This is a genomic window from Pseudomonas pichavaramensis, from assembly GCF_050473265.1.
Classification (GTDB): Bacteria; Pseudomonadota; Gammaproteobacteria; order Pseudomonadales; family Pseudomonadaceae; genus Aquipseudomonas.
Genome location: NZ_JBJKFJ010000005.1, coordinates 37818 through 58751 on the forward strand (window position 1 = coordinate 37818; position 20934 = coordinate 58751).

A 20934-nucleotide genomic window follows, 5' to 3' on the forward strand; every position below is an offset into this window, starting at 1 on the left:
TTGCTCCCGCACGCGAGCGCCGTCATAATGTAGCCCCTTTTTTCAGCCCCTACATGTGGAAGGTACTGCCCGTGACTCAGAAGCCCGACCAGTGTCTCGGTGAATGGATCGATCGTGAAGCCCTCGCGGAAGCGATGATTCCGCTGATTGGTCAGCTCTATCGCAACAACAATGTGGTGACCTCGATCTACGGCCGTGGCCTGATCAACCGTTCGGTCATCGACATCCTCAAGGCTCACCGCTTCGCCCGTCATCGTCTGGCTGACGAAGTCGAGCTCTCGGTGCACGACACCTTCCCGATGCTCAAGGCCATGAGCGAGCTCAAGCTGGGCGCCGCTTCCGTGGATCTGGGCAAGCTGGTTGCCAAGTTCAAGGCCGAAGGCGCTGGTCGCAGCGTCGAGCAGTTCGTCAAGGACGAGCTGGAAGAGGTCGTTGGCAAGCAGAATGGTGCCGCTCGCGAAGGCACCGACGTGGTTCTGTACGGCTTTGGCCGTATTGGCCGTCTGCTGGCGCGCATCCTGATCGAGAAAACCGGTGGTGGTGATGGCCTGCGTCTGCGTGCCATCGTTGTGCGCAAGGGTGCCGAAAACGATCTGGTCAAGCGCGCCAGCCTGCTGCGCCGCGACTCGGTACACGGCAAGTTCAATGGCACCATCACCATTGATGAGGCCAGCAACACCCTGACTGCCAACGGCAATCTGATCCAGATCATCTACTCCAACGACCCGGCGTCCATCGACTACACCCAGTACGGCATCAAGAATGCCCTGCTGGTGGATAACACCGGTAAATGGCGTGATGCCGAAGGCCTGGGTCAGCACCTGCAGTGCCCGGGCGTTGATCGTGTGGTTCTGACCGCGCCTGGCAAGGGTGCGCTGAAGAACATCGTGCACGGCATCAACCATGGCGAGATCAGTGCTGACGACAAGATCATCTCTGCGGCCTCCTGCACCACCAACGCCATCGTGCCGGTGCTCAAGGCGGTGAATGATCAGTACGGTATCGTCAACGGTCACGTGGAGACCGTTCACTCGTACACCAACGACCAGAACCTGATCGACAACTTCCACAAGGGCAGTCGTCGTGGTCGTAGCGCCGCGCTGAACATGGTCATCACCGAGACTGGTGCTGCCACCGCAGCTGCCAAGGCGCTGCCGGTACTGAAAGGCAAACTGACTGGCAATGCCATTCGCGTGCCGACGCCGAACGTGTCGATGGCCATCCTGAACCTGAATCTGGAGAAGGCCACCACTCGCGAAGAGATCAACGAGTACCTGCGCCAGATGGCCATGCACTCGGATCTGCAGAAGCAGATCGACTTCGTCAGCTCGCAGGAAGTGGTTTCCACCGACTTCGTCGGTTCGCGCCACGCCGGTGTGGTCGACGCCGAGGCGACCATCGCCAACGACAACCGTGTTGTCCTGTACGTCTGGTACGACAACGAGTTCGGTTACAGCTGCCAGGTGGTTCGCGTGATGGAAGACATGGCTGGGGTCAACCCGCCGGCCTTCCCGCGCTAAGCGCAGGCTGATGAAAAAACGGGAGCTTCGGCTCCCGTTTTTTTTGCTTCGGCTTGCCGGCCTGGATCGCCGAGGGCGCAGGGGGATCGTCTGTTTCACGTTGCGCGACCATAGTCGTATGTACAGCTGTAGTCGCTAATGCATGGCTCCGCTGGTGGTCGTCCGGGGTGCGACAATCTGTTGCTTGCTGTTACTGAAAGGTCAAAAAAAGCAAGCGCTTGGGTGGCCAGTCCAAGGGGCCATCTTTATAATCGAGCAGATTTTTTACCCAGGACCGGCACCTTCATTCACGCCAGCGACACGCTGGGGTGGCTGACCCTATTGGGTTCGCGAGTGTTGCCCCCTGTCCTATAAAAAGCTTTCTAAATCAGTGGTTAGGCAAACCTATGATCAAACTAAAGCATGGGCTCGATTTGCCCATAACGGGTGCGCCGGCGCAGCGTATCGAGGCCGCAAGGCCCGTACGCAGTGTCGCCGTCATCGGCTTCGACTATCACGGGATGAAGCCGACGATGGAAGTGCAGGTCGGTGATCGGGTCAAGCTCGGTCAATTGCTGTTTACCGACAAGAAGACAGCAGGTGTGCGTTATACCGCTCCCGCTGCTGGCGTTATCAGCGCCATTCACCGTGGCGAGAAGCGTGTCCTGCAATCGGTGGTCATCGACGTCGATGGCGACGAGCAGGAAGTCTTTACTCAGTATGCTGCCGACAAGCTCGAGTCGCTGAGCGACGCCGAGGTTCGCGAGAACCTGCAGCAGTCAGGTCTATGGACCGCGCTGCGCACACGTCCGTTCAGTAAAGTACCGGCGCTGGATGCAGTGCCCAGTTCGATTTTCGTGACAGCGATCGATACCAGCCCCCTGGCTGCTGATCCAGCGGTCATCATTGGCGAGCATGCCGCTGACTTCGAGAATGGCCTGAAGGTGCTCGGCAATCTGGCCAAGATTTTCCTGTGCAAGGCCGATGGCGCCAATCTGCCCGGCGAGAAGCTGGCGAAGGTGCAGGGCGAGGCCTTCGCGGGTCCGCACCCGGCGGGGCTGCCGGGCACCCATATTCATTTCCTCGATCCGGTCAGTGCCAGCAAGAGCGTATGGCAGATCGGTTACCAGGACGTCATCGCCGTTGGCAAGCTGTTCACCACGGGTCAGCTGTTCGTCGAGCGCGTCGTTGCACTGGGCGGCCCGGTTGCAGAGCAGCCGCGTCTGCTGCGTACCCGCCTTGGCGCCAACCTGGAAGAACTCTGCGCCGGTGAACTCAAGCCCGGCTTCAATCGGGTGATTTCCGGCTCGGTGTTCGGTGGGCGTACCGCTCAGGGCGCTTTCGCCTTCCTCGGTCGCTACCACAACCAGGTGTCCTGCCTGGGTGAGGGTAATGAGCGCGAAATGCTGCACTACCTGCGTGCCGGCGTTAACAAGCACTCGGTGCTGAACGTCTTCGTTTCCAAACTGGCAGGCGGCCGCCTGTTCAACTTCACCACCACTACCAACGGCAGCCCACGCGCCATGGTTCCGGTCGGCAACTACGAGGCGGTGATGCCGCTGGATATTCTGCCGACCCAACTGCTGCGCTACCTGATCGTCGGTGATACCGAGATGGCGCAGAAACTCGGCTGCCTCGAGCTGGACGAAGAAGACCTGGCGCTGTGTACCTATGTGTGCGCCGGCAAGTATGAATACGGCCCGATCCTGCGGGATAACCTCGCCCGTATCGAGAAGGAGGGTTAATCCGTGGGTATCCGTGCATTCCTCGACAAGATCGAGCACAACTTCGAAAAGGGCGGCAAGTACGAGAAGTGGTACGCCCTCTACGAAGCCATCGACACCTTCTTCTACCGTCCTGGCAGTGTGACCAAGACCACCGCTCACGTGCGTGATGGCATCGACCTCAAGCGCATGATGATCACCGTGTGGCTGTGCACCTTCCCGGCCATGTTCTTCGGTATGTGGAACACCGGCTACCAGGCCAACCTGATCTTCGCGCAGAACCCTGAGCTGTTGGCGGCTCAGGAAGGCTGGCGCTTCGCGCTGATCGGCTCGCTGGCTGGCTTCGATCCGAGCAGCCTGTGGGACAACTTCATCCAGGGTGCAGCCTACTTCCTGCCTGTCTACGCGGTGACCTTCATCGTCGGTGGCTTCTGGGAAGTGCTGTTCGCCTCGATCCGTCGTCACGAGGTCAATGAAGGCTTCTTCGTCACCTCCGTGCTGTTCGCCCTGATCCTGCCGCCGAGCATTCCGCTGTGGCAGGTCGCCCTGGGCATCAGCTTCGGCGTAGTGATCGGCAAGGAAGTGTTCGGTGGTACCGGCAAGAACTTCCTCAACCCGGCGCTGACCGGCCGTGCCTTCCTGTTCTTCGCCTACCCGGCGCAGATGTCGGGTGACGCGGTGTGGACTGCTGTCGATGGTTTCGCTGGCGCTACTTCGCTGAGCCTGGCGGCTTCCGGCGGCGTGGAGAACGTGATCAACAACGGCATCACCTGGATGGACGCCTTCGTTGGCACCATTCACGGTTCGATGGGCGAAACCAGCACCCTGGCCATTGCCATCGGTGGTCTGGTCCTGCTGCTGACCCGCATCGCGTCCTGGCGCATCGTCGTCGGTGTGATGCTCGGCATGATTGGCCTGAGTCTGCTGCTCAACGCCATCGGCTCGAACTCCAACCCGATGTTCGCCATGCCCTGGTACTGGCATCTGGTCGTCGGTGGTTTTGCCTTCGGCATGTTCTTCATGGCCACCGACCCGGTGTCGGCTTCCATGACCAACACCGGCAAGTGGATCTTCGGTGCCCTGATCGGCGTGATGGTGGTGTTGATCCGTGTGGTCAACCCGGCCTTCCCAGAGGGCATGATGCTGGCGATTCTGTTCGCCAACCTGTTCGCACCGCTGATCGACCACTTCGTCGTTCAGGCCAATATCAAGCGGAGGCTGGCACGCAATGTCTAGTCAAAAAGAATCCACCGTCCGCACGCTGACGGTGGCCGTGCTGGTGTGTCTGGTGTGCTCGGTGTTCGTCGCCGGCGCGGCCATTGCACTGAAGCCGACCCAGGTCGAGAACCGTCTGCTGGACAAGCAGCGCAGCATCCTGGCCATCGCTGGTCTGGGGCAGCCAGGCATGTCGTCCGCGCAGGTCAAGGATCTGTTCGATGGCACCATCACTGCCAAACTGGTTGATCTGGAGAGCGGCAAGTTCTCCGACGCCTTCGACCCGATCACCTTCGACCCGCTCAAGGCTGCCAAGGACCCTCAGCTGTCCACTGCGCTGAGCAGCAGCGAGGATGTCGCCGGCATCAAGCGTCAGGAGCGTTACACCACCGTCTATATGGTGGAGAAGGACGGCCAGGTGGAAACCCTGATCCTGCCGGTGCGTGGCTACGGCCTGTGGTCGACCCTGCACGGCTTCATCGCGGTCAAGGGTGATCTCAATACCGTGGTCGGCATGGGCTTCTACCAGCACGGCGAAACGCCGGGCCTGGGTGGTGAAGTCGATAATCCGAAGTGGAAAGGCCAGTGGCCGGGCAAGACCCTGTTCGACGAAGACGGCGAGCTCGCTGTGCAGGTCGTCAAGGGTGGTGTCGACCCACAGAGCCCGCAAGCGAACCATCAGGTCGATGCACTCGCTGGCGCCACGCTCACCAGTAACGGGGTGGATCATCTGTTGAAGTTCTGGCTCGGCCAGAACGGCTTCGGTCCGTTTATCGCTAACCTGCGCGCAGGGGAGGCCTGATCATGTCGCAGCCGACTATCAAAGAAGTCCTGCTCAACCCGATCTTCAATAACAACCCCATTGGCCTGCAGATCCTTGGTATCTGTTCGGCTCTGGCGGTCACGTCCAACCTGCAGACCGCGCTGGTGATGTCCGCCGCGCTGACGCTGGTGACCGGGTTCTCCAACCTGTTCATCTCGATGATCCGCAGCCAGATCCCGGGCTCGATCCGCATGATCGTGCAGATGGTGATCATCGCGTCCTTGGTGATCGTGGTCGATCAGGTGCTCAAGGCCTACGCCTTCAGTCTGTCCAAACAGCTGTCGGTGTTCGTCGGTCTGATCATCACCAACTGCATCGTGATGGGTCGTGCCGAAGCGTTCGCCATGCAGAACCCGCCCGTGCTGTCGTTCTTCGACGGTATCGGTAACGGTCTGGGCTACAGCGCCATGCTGATTGCACTGGGTGTGATCCGCGAGTTGTTCGGCGCCGGCAAGCTGATGGGCTACGAAATCTTCTCCGTGGTCAACGACGGTGGCTGGTACCAGCCTAACGGCATGCTGCTGCTGCCGCCTTCGGCATTCTTCCTGATCGGCCTGTTCATCTGGGCCATTCGTAGCTGGAAGAAAGACCAGGTCGAGGCCAATGCCTACAAGATGGCGCCTCAGGTATCCAGCAAGGAGGCCTATTAATGGAACATTACATCAGCCTGTTCGTCCGTGCGGTGTTCGTCGAGAACATGGCGCTGGCGTTCTTCCTCGGCATGTGTACCTTCATCGCCATCTCCAAGAAGGTGGAAACCGCCATCGGCCTCGGCATCGCCGTGGTCGTGGTGCTGGGTATCACCATGCCGGTGAACAACCTGATCTACGCCAACATCCTCAAGGATGGTGCGCTGGCCTGGGCCGGTCTGCCTGATGTCGACCTGTCCTTCCTCGGCCTGCTGACCTTCATCGGCGTGATCGCGGCCATCGTGCAGATCCTGGAAATGACCCTGGATAAGTACGTGCCCTCGCTCTACAACGCCCTGGGTGTGTTCCTGCCGCTGATCACCGTGAACTGCGCCATCATGGGTGGCTCGCTGTTCATGGTCGAGCGTGACTACAACCTCGCCGAAAGCACCGTCTACGGTGTCGGCGCGGGCGTGTCCTGGGCACTGGCCATCGCCGCACTGGCGGGCATCCGCGAGAAGCTCAAGTACAGCGATGTACCGGCTGGCCTGCAGGGTCTGGGCATCACCTTCATCACCATCGGTCTGATGTCGCTGGGCTTCATGTCCTTCTCCGGCGTGCAGCTGTAAGGAAAGGATGAACAGATGAATTACGAAATTTTCCTCGCCATCGGCATGTTCACCGCCATCGTGCTCGCGCTGGTGCTGATCATCCTCGCTGCGCGCGCCAAGCTGGTCTCCAGCGGCGACGTGAGCATCGAGATCAACGGCGAAAAAACCATCGTGGTACCGGCCGGCGGCAAGCTGCTGCAAACCCTGGCCGACAACAACATCTTCCTGTCTTCCGCCTGCGGTGGCGGCGGTACCTGCGCGCAGTGCAAGTGCGTCGTAGAGAGCGGTGGCGGCGAGATGCTGTCCACCGAGGAGTCGCATTTCACCCGTCGCGAGGCTCGCGAGGGCTGGCGTCTGTCCTGCCAGACGCCGGTCAAGCAGGACATGAAGATCGAAGTCCCGGAAGAGGTCTTCGGTGTCAAGAAGTGGGAGTGCACCGTCGAGTCCAACCCCAACGTCGCGACCTTCATCAAGGAGTTGACGCTGAAACTGCCGGAAGGCGAGAACGTCGACTTCCGCGCCGGTGGCTATGTGCAGCTGGAATGCCCGCCGCACACCGTCAACTACAAGGACTTCGACATTCAGGAGGAGTACCGCGGCGACTGGGACAAGTTCAACCAGTGGAAGTACGTGTCCAAGGTCGACGAGACCGTGATCCGTGCCTATTCCATGGCCAACTACCCGGAAGAGCGCGGCCTGGTGAAGTTCAACATCCGTATCGCCTCGCCGCCTCCAGGCAAGGACGATCTGCCGCCGGGCAAGATGTCTTCCTACGTGTTCAGTCTCAAGCCGGGCGACAAGATCACCGTGTACGGACCGTTCGGTGAGTTCTTCGCCAAGGACACCGATGCGGAGATGGTCTTCATTGGTGGTGGTGCCGGCATGGCGCCGATGCGTTCGCACATCTTCGATCAGCTCAAGCGCCTGAAATCCACGCGCAAGATCAGCTTCTGGTACGGCGCGCGCTCCATGCGCGAGTCCTTCTACAACGAAGAGTACGACCAGCTGCAGGCCGAGAACCCGAACTTCCAGTGGCACCTGGCGCTGTCCGATCCGCAGCCGGAAGACAACTGGACCGGCCTCACCGGCTTCATCCACAACGTGCTGTACGAGAACTACCTGAAGGACCACCCGGCTCCGGAAGACTGCGAGTTCTACATGTGCGGCCCACCCATGATGAACGCTGCGGTGATCAAGATGCTGACCGACCTGGGTGTCGAGCCGGAGAACATCCTCCTCGACGACTTCGGCGGCTAAGCATGAGGTCAGCTGTACTTCAGCCCGTTATTGCTGTCGCCCTGGCGGCAGCCCTAACGGGCTGCTTGCATTCTGAACGGATCGAAGAGTTCGGTGGCCCGACCATGGGCAGCACCTATTCGATCAAATACGTCCGCAGTGAAGGTGTCGCGCCACAAGCCGAACTCAAGGCCGCGACCGAGGCGATCCTCGCCGAGATCGACCTGCAGATGTCCACCTACCGTGACGACTCGCTGATCGAGCAGTTCAACCGTGCACCGGCCGGGGCCTGTCAGGCCATGCCGCAGGGTGTGCTGGATCTGGTGCGCGCCGGTGATCGTCTGCACGAACAGAGCCAGGGCTATTTCGACCTGACCCTCGAACCGCTGCTCGATCTCTGGGGTTTCGGCCCGAGAGGGCAGGGCGAGGCGGTGCCGAGCGAGGAACAGCTCGCCGAAGTGCGTCAGCGCGTCGGCCAGCAGCACTTGCGCATCGACGGTGAGCGGCTGTGCAAAGACGCTGACGTGCAGGTCGACTTCAACAGCATCGCCGCCGGCTATGCGGTCGAGCGTATCGTTGCGCGCCTACGCGAACTGGGCGTCACCAGTTATCTGGTCGAGGCCACGGGTGAGCTCAAGGCAGCCGGCTTCAAGCCAGATGGCAGCCACTGGCGCATTGGCCTGGAGGCGCCACGTGACGACAAGCGTGTGGCGCAGCGCGTGCTGCAACTCGATGGCTACGGTATTTCCACCTCGGGTGATTACCGCAACTACTTCGAGGAGAATGGCCAGCGTTACTCGCACACGCTCGATCCACTCACCGGCAAGCCTGTCAGTCACAAGCTGGCAGCTGTCACGGTGGCCGATCGATCGACCTTGCGCGCCGATGGCTTGTCTACCCTATTGATGGTGCTTGGACCCGACGCCGGTATGGCGTTTGCCGAGCGCAACGCTATCGCGGCGTTTTTCGTGACGCGTGAGGGCGAGGGTTTCGTCACACATGGCACGGCCGCATTCGAGCAGCTATTCGCTGCAGGAGATGAGCAATGACGTTTCTAGTGGTATTTCTGACCATGGTTCTGGTCGTCGGCATGATGGCCGTCGGCGTGATCATGGGGCGCAAGCCCATCGCCGGTTCGTGCGGTGGTATCGCCAATCTGGGCATCGAGAAGGAATGCTCGATCTGTGGCGGTAGCCGCGAGAAGTGCGAAGAGGTCAACCGCGAAAACGGCGAAGCGCCGAACAGCGACCTGGCTTACGACGCGAGCAAACGCTGAGCGAACCAGTCGTTAGAGATTGACAGCCGGCAGCCGTATCCGTTGCCGGCCCTGCCGAGGGTGCGCCACAAGCGCTCCGGCCTGATCTGAGGAGTAAACATGGCGGTCTACAACTACGATGTGGTGGTGCTGGGCTCCGGCCCGGCGGGTGAGGGCGCGGCGATGAACGCGGCCAAGGCCGGGCGCAAGGTGGCGGTGGTGGACAACCGTCCGCTGGTCGGCGGTAACTGCACCCACCTGGGCACCATTCCTTCCAAGGCGCTGCGCCATTCGGTGCGGCAGATCATGCAGTTCAACACCAACCCGATGTTCCGCCAGATCGGCGAGCCGCGCTGGTTCTCCTTCCCTGACGTGCTGAAAAGCGCTGAGAAGGTGATCGCCAAGCAGGTCACCTCGCGCACTGGATACTACGCGCGCAATCGCATCGATACCTATTTCGGGACAGCCAGTTTCGCTGACGAACAGACCATCGAAGTGGTCTGCCTCAACGGCGTGATGGAAAAACTGGTAGCCAAGCAAATCGTCATCGCCACGGGCTCGCGTCCCTATCGTCCGGCCGATATCGACTTCAACCACCCGCGTATCTACGACAGCGACACCATCCTCAGCCTAGGCCACACGCCGCGTCGGCTGATTATCTGCGGCGCCGGGGTGATCGGCTGTGAATACGCCTCGATCTTCAGCGGTCTGGGCGTGCTGGTTGACCTGATCGATAACCGCGATCAGTTGCTCAGCTTCCTCGACGACGAAATCTCCGATGCGCTGAGCTACCACCTGCGCAATAACAATGTGCTGGTTCGCCACAACGAGGACTACGAGCGCATCGAAGGCCTGGAGAACGGTGTCATCCTGCATCTGAAGTCGGGTAAGAAGATCAAGGCCGACGCCCTGCTGTGGTGTAACGGCCGTACCGGCAATACCGACAAGCTGGGTCTGGAGAACATCGGCATCGGCGTCAACAGCCGTGGCCAGATTCAGGTCGACGAGCACTACCGCACCGAGGTCAGCAACATCTACGCGGCCGGTGACGTGATCGGCTGGCCGAGCCTGGCCAGTGCCGCCTCCGACCAGGGCCGTTCGGCTGCCGGCAGCATCGTCGACAACGGCAGCTGGCGTTTCGTCGATGACGTGCCGACCGGCATCTACACCATTCCGGAGATCAGCTCGATCGGCAAGAATGAGCGCGAACTGACTCAGGCGAAAGTGCCATACGAAGTAGGCAAAGCCTTCTTCAAGGGCATGGCACGTGCGCAGATTTCGGTCGAGCCGGTGGGCATGCTGAAGATCCTCTTCCACCGTGAAACCCTGGAAGTGCTGGGCGTGCACTGCTTCGGCTACCAGGCCTCGGAGATCGTGCACATCGGTCAGGCGATCATGAACCAGAAGGGCGAGGCCAATACGGTCAAGTACTTCATCAACACCACCTTCAACTACCCGACCATGGCCGAGGCCTATCGCGTCGCCGCGTTCGACGGCCTCAACCGGCTTTTTTGAGCGGCACCGGCCGGCGGCCTGAGCCGGTCGGGGAGTCAGGCTGGATAGCGGCTTCCGAATGGCGCTGGCCGAATCGGGAGAGCTTCTAGCGTCTCAGGCGGCAGCAAACGACAAAACCGGCCCTTGGGCCGGTTTTTCGTTGTTGGGCGTTGTATTCGCAGCCCGGATGCCGAGCTAGAGCATCCCCGGATTGTATCCCGCTGCACGGCCTCGATACGTCACTCGGGATGCTTGTGCGTTAGGTGTTGGCCGCGTATCGCGGATAAATCCGCTCCTACAGAGTCAGAGCGCCTCAGTCCGTAGGGTGCGGCGCGCACCGCTCGTTCGAGCGAGGCCAGGTGCGCATGGCGCACCCTACGAGTTTCAAGCTCGCAGCGTCTGTACGGCCAGACCGGGGAAGTCGGTGATGATGCTGTCGGCGCCGAAGTCGGCGAGGCGGCGCATCAGCGCAGCCTCGTTCACTGTCCACACCGATACGTGCAGGCCCTGTTTCTGCGCCTTGAGCAGACGTTCCGGGGTGCACAGCGTCCAGTTCAGTGCCAGCAGGTGGCAGTCGTAGTGTGCTGCAACCTTGAGCGGGTCGAGCCAGGCATATTCGGCCACCAGGCCCACCTGCAGTTGTGGTGTCAGTTCGCGGGCGGCCTTGAGTACCTCGCGGGAGCTGGAGGTGATGGTGACGCGCTCGCGCAGGCCGAAACGCTCGGCGAGTTCGGCGATGGCCAGCACGGTGCGGGCCGAACGGATTTTCGAGGCGCTTTTTACCTCCAGTTGCCAATGTTCGAACGGGCATTGCTCGAACAGCTCGGCGAGGCGCGGAATCGGGCAGGGACGAACCCAGCCTGGCCCGCCTTTGCGCGCATCGTACTTCACCAGTTCGGCCGCATCGTGTTCGACCACCTTGCCACGCAAGCCGGTGGTGCGTTTGAGGGTAGGATCGTGAATAACCATCAGCTCGCCATCGCGTGACAGGTGCAGGTCCAGTTCGCAACGGGTGACGCCGTGTTCCAGGCAGCGCTGGAAGCTGGCGAGGGTGTTTTCCGGGGCTTCGCCCTTGGCGCCGCGATGGCCGTAGATGAGGGTCACTGTTGCTCCTTGGCGGTCTCTGGGTGGCGTGGCTGATGATGGCGCACGCTGTTGATCACGTGATCGTATTCGAAGTAGACACTGAATTCGCGGTAGTCCCAGCGGGTGATTGGCGGCTGCCCGACGGGCTTGTGCTCTTCATCTGCCAGGCCGAAGCGCTCCAGTACCGCGCGCTTGGACTGGCCCTTGTGCGGCAGGTTGGCGTTATCGATATCGGCGCCTTGGCTGCCGACTGGGATGGTCAGCGTCTCGGCGTGAAGAGAAACGGGGGCGAGCAGGGCGATCAGCAGAGCAAGACGATGCATGTGGATTCCTTGGCGGCGTTCATTCGCGGGCCTGGCGACGTTCCAGAGCCTGTTTCTGCAGGATATGCCTGGCGAGCAATTGGCGCTGTGCGTCGGTCAACGCTTCGAACTCCGTACCTATCTCGTACTGGCCATCGGTGCGCTGGCTGCAGTGTACGACTTGGGCGCGCAGTAACAGGCCGAGTGCCTGTGGCATCAGCACCATCTTGATCGCCAGGTGGCTGCCGGGCGCCAAGGCCTGCGCATGATTGAAACTGATGCCGCCTTCGGACAGCGAGACCTGGCGTGGTGCGCCGATATCGCGCAGCAGGCTCTGTGCTACGGCCTGGCCAAGCAGGTCGATGCGCTTGTTGATCACCTTCAGGTAGTTGGCCAGGGTACGGTCGCGCTCGCTGATGTGGCGCAGCAGATGCTGCGACTCGAAGTCCATCAGGTGCAGATCGCTAAGCAGGTTGAACAGTGGTGAGGGATCGTGAAGCTCGTCGCCGGCCAGGGCTTCGGCGCCTGACAGCAGGGTGAATTCCAGTGCGATCGTATCTTCGATGCGATAGTATTCGCGGCGATCTTCTACATCGTTTGTCGACATGGCGAACCCATGAAAGCGGTGGTGGTCGAAGACCCTGTTGAAAGTCTCGCGAGCTGGATGCATGCAAGGCCAGAGTCGCTGAGGATGCGCAGTTCACTCAGGTGAACCAGCCTTCGAGTCGACTTCAACACAGCAGGCTCGTCATGCAGCGGACTTTGACTTGTTTCTGAGTGTAAGGCCGCTGATCAGACCCCGCCACAAGGACGTTTTTCTTTCTCCCGAATCTCTCCGACATGTTCAGACCTCTGTTCGTATTCATCGGTACGCGTTACACGCGGGCCAAACGGCGCAGCCACTTCGTTTCCTTCATCTCCCTGACATCCATGCTCGGCCTCACGCTCGGCGTGATGGTGATGATCCTGGTGCTGTCGGTGATGAATGGTTTCGACCATGAAATGCGCACGCGCGTGCTCGGCATGATTCCTCATGCCACCGTCGAGTCGCCGACTCCAGTCAGCGATTGGCAGGCGCTGGCGCGTCAGGTCGAGCAACACCCGCGCGTCGAGGCGCTGGCCCCCTTTACCCAGATGCAGGGGCTGCTGACGCATGACGGCAAGGTGCAGAAGGTGCTGATCAATGCCGTCGACCCGGAGCAGGAGCGCAAGGTGTCGATCATCGACGGCTTCTTCCAGCAGGGCAGCCTGGACAGCTTGCAGCCCGGCGATTTCGCCATGGTCATCGGCGACAAGGCTGCGGCCAAGCTGGGGGTGAAGCTGGGCGACAAGATCACCTTCGTCGCGCCCGAGGTGACGGTCACACCGGCCGGCATGTTCCCGCGGCTGAAGCGTTTCACCGTCACCGGCATCTTTCATGTCGGCGCCGGCGAGATCGACGGTGCGCTGGCGCTCGCCAATATCACCGACCTGGCGCGCCTGCATCGCTGGAAGCCGGATCAGGTGCAGGGCCTGCGTCTGAAGTTCGATGATCTGTTCCAGGCGCCACGCAGTGCCTGGGAGATCGCCCAGACCCTCGACGGCGACTTCTATGCCCGCGACTGGACCCGGACCCACGGCAACCTGTACCAGGCCATCCGCATGGAGAAGACCATGATCGGCCTGTTGCTGCTGCTGATCGTCGCCGTCGCCGCCTTCAACATCATCTCCACGCTGGTGATGGTGGTGACCGACAAGAAAGGCGATATCGCCATCCTGCGCACACTGGGCGCGACGCCGCGGCAGATCATGGCCATTTTCATGGTCCAGGGCACGGTCATCGGTGTGGTCGGTACCTTCATTGGCGCACTGCTGGGTATCCTCGCCGCACTGAATGTCAGCGGCCTGATCGCTGCCATCGAGAAGCTGCTGGGTATCAAGTTTCTCAACGCCGATGTCTATTTCATCGACTACCTGCCTTCGCAGTTGCAGAGCGCTGACGTGATCATGGTTTGTACCGCGGCGCTGCTGCTGAGTTTCTTCGCCACCCTGTATCCAGCCTGGCGTGCCGCGCGCACCCAGCCCGCCGAGGCCCTGCGTTATGAGTGAGTCCATCGCCATGAAACAGCAAAATGCCGTGCTCAGCTGTCGTAACCTGAGCAAGCGCTATGACGAAGGCCCCGAGTCGGTGGTCGTGCTTGACGGTCTGGAACTTGAGCTTTTTGCCGGTGAACGCGTGGCCATCGTCGGCAGTTCAGGTTCCGGCAAAAGCACCCTGCTGAACATGCTTGGCGGTCTGGATACGCCCAGTGAAGGCAGCGTCTGGCTGGCGGGTGAGCAACTGTCGGCGCTGAGCGAAACCGCGCGTGGTCTACTGCGCAATCGCGCGCTGGGCTTTGTCTACCAGTTTCACCACCTGCTGGCCGAGTTCACCGCGCTGGAGAACGTCTGCATGCCATTGCTGATCGGCAAGACGCCGATCGCCGAGGCGCGTGAGCGCGCTACCAAGCTGCTCGAGCGTGTCGGTCTGGGCCATCGTCTCAACCACAAACCAGCCGAGCTGTCCGGGGGGGAGCGCCAGCGCGTGGCGATTGCCCGTGCGCTGGTCAACCGTCCGGGGTTGGTGCTGCTCGATGAGCCCACCGGTAACCTCGATCAGCACACCGCCGAAGGCATCCAGGAGCTGATGCGCGAGCTCAGTCGCGACTCCAACACTGCCTTCCTGGTGGTGACCCACGACATGCAACTGGCACGGCAGATGGATCGTGTGCTCAGCCTGCAGGATGGCAAACTGGTGAGCATCTGATGTTTCGTCCGCTGAGTATCTTCATCGGCGCTCGCTACACACGGGCCAAGCGCCGAAATCATTTCATCTCCTTCATTTCACTGACTTCGATGATCGGTCTGGGCCTTGGCGTGCTGGCGATGATCGTGGTGCTGTCGGTGATGAACGGTTTCCAGAAGGAAATGAGCTCGCGCATCCTCGGCATGGTGCCGCACGCCATGCTCTACGGTGAGCAACCTGTGGCGGACTGGCGCGCCCTGGCCAACAAGGCCATGACCAATCCGCAGGTGTTGGCTGCCGCACCCTACGCGGAACTGGAGGGCATGCTCTCGCATCGCGGGGTGATGCAGCCGATCCAGATCCACGGCATCGACCCGGCGGAGGAGGGCAAGGTGTCGATCCTGCCCGAACATATCCGCCAGGGCAGCCTGAGCAATCTGCAGCCTGGAGAGTTCGGCGTGGTGATCGGCGATATCACTGCGCACCGTTTCGGCCTGCAGGTCGGCGACAAGCTGACGCTGATCATCCCTGAATTGAGCAACGCACCAGGAGGCGTAACACCGCGCATGCAGCGTTTGAACGTGGCGGCGATCTTCAAGGTTGGCGCTGAACTGGACAGCTCGCTGGCCCTGATCAATGTCGCCGATGCTGCCAGCATGCAGCGCCTGCCGGAAGGCACGGTGCCGGGCATCCGCCTGGCGCTGAAGGACCTGTACCAGGCACCACAGGTGTCCAAGGCGCTGGTCGCCGATCTGGGAGGCGGGTACCGTGCCGATGACTGGACTCACACCCAGGGCAGCCTGTTCAGCGCAATGAAGATGGAAAAGACCATGATCGGTCTGCTGTTGCTGCTGATCGTCGCGGTAGCTGCCTTCAACATCATCGCCACGCTGATCATGGTGGTGGCCGACAAGGGCGCCGATATCGCCATCCTGCGTACCCTGGGCGCCACGCCGCGGCAGATCATGGCCATCTTCATGGTGCAGGGTTCGGTGATCGGCCTGGTGGGCACGCTGATCGGTACCGTGCTGGGTGTGCTGGCCGCACTGAATGTCAGTGCGCTGGTGGCCTGGCTGGAGTCTTTCGCCGGGGAGCAGGTGCTGAGCTCCGACGTGTACTTCATCAGTAGCCTGCCATCGGAGCTGCAGTGGCTGGACGTCGTGCTGATCTGCTCGGCGGCACTGATCCTCAGCTTCCTCGCCACGCTATATCCATCCTGGCGAGCCGCGCAGGTGCAGCCTGCCGAAGCGTTACGTTACGAGTGAAAGCAAAAAAGCCGTCGATCCGACGGCTTTTGTTTTTCTAGCTCTGGACTTCCCGACGACGCTCCTGGCGCTTGCGCCAGCTACGCTGTACCCACCAGCGCCAGTACAGCATGGTCAGCACGTAACCGAGTGCCGCGAGGATCAGGCCGGAGACGAACGAACCCAGCAGCAGTGGCTTCCACAGCATCGACAGCTCGGCGGTTATCCACTCCAGGCTGAGATGACTGGGCAAGCGCACAGCGGGTGAGTTGCTCAGCCAGGCGCCGAACTTGTAGGTGCAGTAGAACACCGGCGGCATGGTGATCGGGTTGGTCAGCCAGACCAGGCCGATGGAGATCGGCAGGTTGGCGCGCAGGGGAATGGCCACCGCAGCGGCCGCCAGCATCTGCATGGGCATGGGAATCATCGCCCAGAACAGGCCGATGGCCATACCCCGGGCAACCGAATGACGATTGAGATGCCAGAGATTGGGGTCGTGAATGAGTTTGCCGAGAAAGCGCAGGGACTTGTTACCCTTGATACTGTCGGGAGTGGGCAAGTAGCGCTTGAATAAACGACGCGGCATGAAGAGTCTCTGGGCAGGCAAAAGCGCCGATATTATGCACTGATTCCTCATCGCCAGCGTTTCCATATTGTGACGGAAGGTGAGCGCTGGATGCGCTCGGTGAAACAGGGGGAGCGATGCGTACAGGGATGTTGGCGCTGGCCTTGGGCTTGTTGACGCTACGCTTTCTGCCAAGCCTGCCGCCGGGCTGGTTGCTGCTCGTCGCGGCCTGTTGCGGGCTGGCACTGCTGTTTTCGCGTCTTTTCCCCCTGGGCTTCTTTCTGCTCGGGCTGGCCTGGGCCTGCTGCTCTACGCAATGGGCGCTGGACGATCGCCTGGCTGTCGAGCTGGATGGCCGGACGCTGTGGTTGGAGGGGCGGATCGTCGGCCTGCCCGAGGTCGCCGATGGCGTCGTGCGTTTCCAGTTACAGGACGCTCATTCGCGGCGCGCTGAATTGCCGAAACGCTTGCGTCTGGCCTGGTATGGCGGGCCGCCTCTGCACGCAGGTGAACGTTGGCGTCTGGCGGTCAATCTCAAACGTCCGCATGGCCTGGTCAATCCGCAGAGCTTCGACTACGAGGCCTGGTTGTTGGTGCAGCGTATTGGCGCCACTGGCACGATCAAGGCTGGCGAGCGGCTGGAGGCGGCCAGCGGAGTCGCGAGCTGGCGCGATGCCTTGCGTCAGCGCTTGTTGGCAGTGCCGGCCTGGGGGCGTGAAGGTGGGGTCGCTGCATTGGTCCTTGGCGATGGTTCCGGCCTGACGGCCCAAGACTGGCGGCTGTTACAGCACACCGGCACCGTCCACCTGATGGTCATTTCCGGGCAGCACATCGCCTTGCTGTCCGGTTTTCTCTATGGATTGGTCGCGCTGCTGGCGCGGTTCGGCGCCTGGCCGCGACGTTGGCCCTGGTTGCCCTGCGCTTGTGCATTGGCATTGAGTGGTGCGTTGCTCTACGGCTGGCTGGCAGGATTCGAAGTCCCGGTGCGCAGAGCCTGTGTGATGGTCGCCCTGGTCTTGCTGTGGCGTCTGCGCTTTCGTCATCTGGGCCCTGGTTGGCCTCTGCTGAGCGCCATGCTGGTGGTCTTGTTGCTGGAGCCTCTGGCGTCCCTGCAGCCAGGTTTCTGGTTGTCGTTCTCGGCTGTCGCCATTCTTGCGCTGGTGTTTGCCGGTCGCCTGGGCGTATGGGGTTGGTGGCGTGGGCTGACGCGTGCGCAGTGGACCATGGCCCTCGGGCTTTTGCCGATGATGTTGATCCTTGGTTTGCCGGTCAGCAACAGCGGGCCGCTGGCGAATCTGTTCGCCGTACCCTGGGTGGGACTAGTAGTGGTGCCGTTGGCGTTGCTGGGCACGCTGTTGTTGCCCGTGCCCTGGCTTGGAGAAAGCTTGCTGTGGTTGGCCGGTGGGGCATTGCACCTACTCTTCGAGCTGCTAGGCATGATTGCCAGTTGGCTGCCTGCCTGGCTGCCCAGCGAGTTACCGCTGTGGGCCTGGGCATTGGCTGCCCTGGGCGCCTTGTTATTGTTGCTGCCAACTGGTGTACCGCTGCGCCTGCCGGGTGTGGCGCTGTTGCTGCCGGCCTTGCTGCTGCCGGCGCAGCACCTCGAGGAGGGCAGGGCCGAAGTCTGGGTGCTTGACGTCGGCCAGGGGCTATCCGTCCTGGTGCGTACCCGTGAGCACAGCCTGCTGTATGACGCCGGGCCTCGTTTCGGCGATTTCGATACGGGCGAGCGTATCGTCCTGCCTTCATTGCGCGCTCTGAACCTGCGCCGTCTGGACGTCATGCTGCTCAGTCACGCTGACAACGATCACGCTGGCGGCGCGGCTGCCATCCACTCGGCAATGCCGGTGGCGCGGGTGATCAGTGGCGAACCGCAGCGTCTTGAGCGAGCGCTGGCGGCTGAAACCTGTAATTCAGGACAAAGCTGGCAGTGGAATGGCGTGATGTTCAGGTTGTGGCAATGGCAGGAAGCCGGCTCGGGCAACCCAAGTTCCTGCGTGCTGCAGGTGGACGCCGCAGGTGAGCGCTTGCTGCTGACTGGCGATATCGATGCCCAGGCCGAGATGGCGTTGCTGCAGTCCGATTTTCCAGTTGCGTCGCACTGGTTGCTGGCGCCGCATCATGGCAGCCGCAGTTCCTCCACTCAGGCTTTCATCGATGGAGTTGGCGCGCAGCACGTGCTGATCACCCGTAGCCGGCACAACGCATTTGGTCATCCGCACCCTCAGGTGCTGGCGCGTTACCAGGCGGCGGGCATCGAAGTGCATGACACGGCGAACACGGGGGCTCTGCATCTGCGCCTGGGTGAATGGCGCGCGCCTCGCGGGTTGCGAAGCGAGGCACGCTTCTGGAGGGAAAAATGAGAAGGAGCTGCACCCTATGCTAGAGTGGCGCCACTTTTTCGAGGGGGAATCTCTACCGTGTGGGAACTGGTCAAAGCTGGCGGCTGGATGATGCTGCCGATCATTCTCTGTTCCATCGCTGCTGCCGGTATCGTTGCCGAGCGCCTGTGGACCCTGCGGCCCGCCCGCGTCACGCCGGCCAATCTGCTGGCCCAGGTCTGGCGCTGGATCAAGGACAAGAAGCTGAACAACCAGAAGCTCAAGGAGCTGCGTGAGCATTCGCCGCTCGGGCAGATCCTGGCCGCCGGCCTGGCCAACTCCAAGCATGGTCGCGAGATCATGAAGGAGTGCATCGAGGAGGCCGCCGCGCGCGTCATTCATGATCTGGAGCGTTATCTCAACGCCCTCGGCACTATCGCCGGCATCGCACCGTTGCTCGGCCTGCTCGGTACCGTGCTGGGCATGATCGAAATTTTCAGCTCCTTCATGGGCGCCGGCATGGCCAATGCGCCGATGCTCGCCGGCGGTATCTCCAAGGCGTTGATTACCACGGCGGCAGGCCTGATCGTGGCGATCCCGGCGCTGTTCTTCCACCGCTACCTGCAACGTCGCGTCGATGAGCTGGTGGTGGGCATGGAGCAGGAAGCGATCAAACTGGTGGAAATGGTGCAAGGCGATCGTGACGTCGACCTGGGTGAGGGCAAGGCGTGAAATTCCGGCGCAAACCGCGGGAGAACGTCGAGATCAACCTGGCCTCGTTGATCGACGTGGTGTTCATCCTGCTGCTGTTCTTCGTGGTTACCACCACCTTCACCCGTGAGACCCAGCTCAAGGTCGATTTGCCCGAGGCGGCCAGTGGCACGCCACCGGAGCAGACCGAACTGAAGCAGGTCGAAGTGCTGATTGGTGCTGATGGCGCCTATTCGGTCAATGGCAAGGCGCTGCTGGAGAGCAACCTGAGTAATCTGATGGCTGCGCTGCAGAAAGAGTCCGACGGTGACAACAGCCTGCCATTGATCATCAGCGCCGATGGCAAGACGCCGCACCAGGCGGTGATCACAGCCATGGATGCTGCCGGCAAGCTGGGCTTCGCGCACTTGCGCATGACCACGGTGGAAGCACAGGAAGCGCCCTGATTGAGCGCCGCTGATCGCTTGCTCGAGGCCTGGTATCGCGGTCACCCGGCGTTGGCGCTGTTGCGCCCGCTGGAGTGGCTGTACCGCCGTGTGGTGCAGGTCAAACGCGCGCGCTTTCTGGCGGGCGAGGGCGCCATCTACCGCGCTCCGGTGCCGGTTTTGGTGGTGGGCAACATCACCGTCGGTGGCACCGGCAAGACGCCGCTGATCCTCTTTCTTATCGAACATTGCCGGGCTCGCGGCCTCAAGGTCGGTGTGGTCAGTCGCGGCTATGGCGCCGCGCCGCCGAGCCTGCCCTGGCGCGTGCGTGCCGATCAGCCTGCGGCGCAGGCCGGTGACGAGCCGCTGTTGATCGTGCAGCGCACGAATGTGCCGCTGATGATCGACCCGGATCGTAGCCGTGCGGTGCGCGCGCTGCTGGCCGAAGAGCCGCTGGACCTGATTCTCTGCGACGACGGCATGCAGCACTATCGCCTGGCGCGCGACCTGGAGTTGGTGCTGATCGATGCCGCACGTGGCCTGGGTAATCGCCGCTGTCTGCCGGCCGGGCCGCTGCGCGAGCCTGTCGAGCGTCTCGATGGGGTCGATGCGGTGCTGTTCAACGGCGCCGAGGCTGATTGCGTCGATGGGTTCGCCTTTCGTTTGCAGCCCACTGCGCTGGTCAACCTGGCCAGTGGCGAGCGCGTCGGGCTGGATCATTTTCCCCGAGGCCAAGGCGTGCATGCGGTGGCCGGCATTGGCAATCCGCAGCGTTTCTTCAATACCCTCGAAGCGCTAAACTGGCGGCCGGTTCCGCACCCCTTCGCCGACCATGCCCAGTACGATCTGGCGCAGCTCAGCTTCGAGCCCTCGCTGCCGTTGCTGATGACCGAGAAGGATGCGGTGAAATGCCGGGCCTTTGCCGCCGCCGACTGGTGGTACCTGGCCGTCGATGCCGTGCCTACACAGGCCTTCGTCGATTGGCTGGATGCGGCATTGGCTCGCCTCATACCGGGGTCCTCCTGACCCC

At 61.7% G+C, this 20934-nt stretch carries 21 protein-coding genes; 17 read left to right on the forward strand and 4 right to left on the reverse strand.

Features of this window, described 5'->3' with window-relative positions:
• Positions 1-53: 53 nt before the first annotated feature.
• From ACJRW5_RS09625 to sthA, 10 genes are all read left to right on the forward strand, one after another.
• A complete protein-coding gene (locus ACJRW5_RS09625; RefSeq protein WP_484570304.1) occupies positions 54-1520 on the forward strand; it encodes a glyceraldehyde-3-phosphate dehydrogenase in 1467 nt (488 codons plus the stop codon).
• Positions 1521-1906: 386 nt separating this feature from the next.
• On the forward strand, positions 1907-3244 hold the full coding sequence (locus ACJRW5_RS09630; RefSeq protein WP_484570305.1) for a Na(+)-translocating NADH-quinone reductase subunit A: 1338 nt from the start codon (positions 1907-1909) through the stop codon (positions 3242-3244).
• 3 nt (positions 3245-3247) lie between these two features.
• Entirely contained in the window at positions 3248-4459 is a 1212-nt protein-coding gene (locus tag ACJRW5_RS09635; RefSeq protein WP_484570306.1) for an NADH:ubiquinone reductase (Na(+)-transporting) subunit B, read from the forward strand.
• Complete coding sequence (locus ACJRW5_RS09640) at positions 4452-5240, forward strand: Na(+)-translocating NADH-quinone reductase subunit C (protein WP_484570307.1); 789 nt, start codon at positions 4452-4454, stop codon at positions 5238-5240. The genes ACJRW5_RS09635 and ACJRW5_RS09640 overlap by 8 nt, the downstream gene beginning before the upstream one ends.
• Positions 5237-5911: an NADH:ubiquinone reductase (Na(+)-transporting) subunit D gene (locus tag ACJRW5_RS09645; RefSeq protein ID WP_276489294.1), complete on the forward strand. Its 675-nt coding sequence runs from the start codon at positions 5237-5239 to the stop codon at positions 5909-5911. Before ACJRW5_RS09640 ends, ACJRW5_RS09645 begins: the two co-directional genes overlap by 4 nt.
• Positions 5911-6519, forward strand: coding sequence for an NADH:ubiquinone reductase (Na(+)-transporting) subunit E (nqrE, locus tag ACJRW5_RS09650; protein WP_484570308.1), 609 nt, complete (start codon positions 5911-5913; stop codon positions 6517-6519). Before ACJRW5_RS09645 ends, nqrE begins: the two co-directional genes overlap by 1 nt.
• A gap of 15 nt (positions 6520-6534) precedes the next feature.
• Entirely contained in the window at positions 6535-7758 is a 1224-nt protein-coding gene (nqrF, locus tag ACJRW5_RS09655; protein WP_037048607.1) for an NADH:ubiquinone reductase (Na(+)-transporting) subunit F, read from the forward strand.
• A gap of 2 nt (positions 7759-7760) precedes the next feature.
• The gene (locus tag ACJRW5_RS09660; protein WP_484570309.1) at positions 7761-8786 is read left to right on the forward strand and encodes an FAD:protein FMN transferase; all 1026 of its coding nucleotides are present in this window, start codon (positions 7761-7763) and stop codon (positions 8784-8786) included.
• The gene (gene nqrM / locus ACJRW5_RS09665) at positions 8783-9013 is read left to right on the forward strand and encodes a (Na+)-NQR maturation NqrM (protein ID WP_484570310.1); all 231 of its coding nucleotides are present in this window, start codon (positions 8783-8785) and stop codon (positions 9011-9013) included. The genes ACJRW5_RS09660 and nqrM overlap by 4 nt, the downstream gene beginning before the upstream one ends.
• Before the next feature lie 99 nt (positions 9014-9112).
• Positions 9113-10507, forward strand: a complete 1395-nt coding sequence (gene sthA / locus ACJRW5_RS09670) for a Si-specific NAD(P)(+) transhydrogenase (RefSeq protein ID WP_484570311.1) — start codon at positions 9113-9115, stop codon at positions 10505-10507.
• Between the two features lie 363 nt (positions 10508-10870).
• Here the strand turns inward: sthA and ACJRW5_RS09675 are convergent, their stop codons facing one another.
• The 3 genes from ACJRW5_RS09675 to ACJRW5_RS09685 are packed head-to-tail and all read right to left on the reverse strand — an operon-like array spanning position 10871 to position 12481.
• Entirely contained in the window at positions 10871-11590 is a 720-nt protein-coding gene (locus ACJRW5_RS09675; protein WP_484570312.1) for a glycerophosphodiester phosphodiesterase, read from the reverse strand.
• Positions 11587-11895, reverse strand: coding sequence for a phosphodiesterase (locus ACJRW5_RS09680; RefSeq protein ID WP_484570313.1), 309 nt, complete (start codon positions 11893-11895; stop codon positions 11587-11589). The genes ACJRW5_RS09675 and ACJRW5_RS09680 overlap by 4 nt, the downstream gene beginning before the upstream one ends.
• Positions 11896-11914: 19 nt before the next feature.
• Positions 11915-12481, reverse strand: a complete 567-nt coding sequence (locus tag ACJRW5_RS09685) for a PilZ domain-containing protein (RefSeq protein WP_484570314.1) — start codon at positions 12479-12481, stop codon at positions 11915-11917.
• 233 nt (positions 12482-12714) lie between these two features.
• On the opposite strand from ACJRW5_RS09685, the gene ACJRW5_RS09690 reads away from it, so the two are divergent.
• From ACJRW5_RS09690 to ACJRW5_RS09700, 3 genes are read left to right on the forward strand one after another with little or no spacing between them, the layout of a single operon-like run.
• Positions 12715-13962 (forward strand): lipoprotein-releasing ABC transporter permease subunit, encoded by a 1248-nt coding sequence (locus tag ACJRW5_RS09690; protein ID WP_484570315.1) that lies wholly within the window; start codon positions 12715-12717, stop codon positions 13960-13962.
• Between the two features lie 10 nt (positions 13963-13972).
• Complete coding sequence (gene lolD, locus ACJRW5_RS09695) at positions 13973-14659, forward strand: lipoprotein-releasing ABC transporter ATP-binding protein LolD (RefSeq protein ID WP_484570316.1); 687 nt, start codon at positions 13973-13975, stop codon at positions 14657-14659.
• Positions 14659-15903 (forward strand): lipoprotein-releasing ABC transporter permease subunit, encoded by a 1245-nt coding sequence (locus tag ACJRW5_RS09700; RefSeq protein WP_484570317.1) that lies wholly within the window; start codon positions 14659-14661, stop codon positions 15901-15903. Before lolD ends, ACJRW5_RS09700 begins: the two co-directional genes overlap by 1 nt.
• A 37-nt stretch (positions 15904-15940) precedes the next feature.
• On the opposite strand, the gene ACJRW5_RS09705 is transcribed toward ACJRW5_RS09700, so the two are convergent.
• Positions 15941-16468: a DUF2062 domain-containing protein gene (locus ACJRW5_RS09705; RefSeq protein WP_484570318.1), complete on the reverse strand. Its 528-nt coding sequence runs from the start codon at positions 16466-16468 to the stop codon at positions 15941-15943.
• Between the two features lie 128 nt (positions 16469-16596).
• Here ACJRW5_RS09705 and ACJRW5_RS09710 point away from each other — a divergent pair, with 128 nt between their 5' ends.
• The 4 genes from ACJRW5_RS09710 to lpxK are packed head-to-tail and all read left to right on the forward strand — an operon-like array spanning position 16597 to position 20930.
• Positions 16597-18810: a DNA internalization-related competence protein ComEC/Rec2 gene (locus tag ACJRW5_RS09710; RefSeq protein ID WP_484570580.1), complete on the forward strand. Its 2214-nt coding sequence runs from the start codon at positions 16597-16599 to the stop codon at positions 18808-18810.
• Positions 18811-18867: 57 nt separating this feature from the next.
• The gene (locus tag ACJRW5_RS09715; protein WP_037048580.1) at positions 18868-19500 is read left to right on the forward strand and encodes a MotA/TolQ/ExbB proton channel family protein; all 633 of its coding nucleotides are present in this window, start codon (positions 18868-18870) and stop codon (positions 19498-19500) included.
• Positions 19497-19925 carry an ExbD/TolR family protein gene (locus ACJRW5_RS09720; RefSeq protein WP_484570319.1) on the forward strand — a complete coding sequence of 143 codons (429 nt, stop codon included), beginning with the start codon at positions 19497-19499 and terminating at the stop codon, positions 19923-19925. The genes ACJRW5_RS09715 and ACJRW5_RS09720 overlap by 4 nt, the downstream gene beginning before the upstream one ends.
• Positions 19926-20930, forward strand: a complete 1005-nt coding sequence (gene lpxK, locus ACJRW5_RS09725) for a tetraacyldisaccharide 4'-kinase (RefSeq protein ID WP_484570320.1) — start codon at positions 19926-19928, stop codon at positions 20928-20930.
• The last annotated feature ends 4 nt before the right edge of the window (positions 20931-20934 follow it).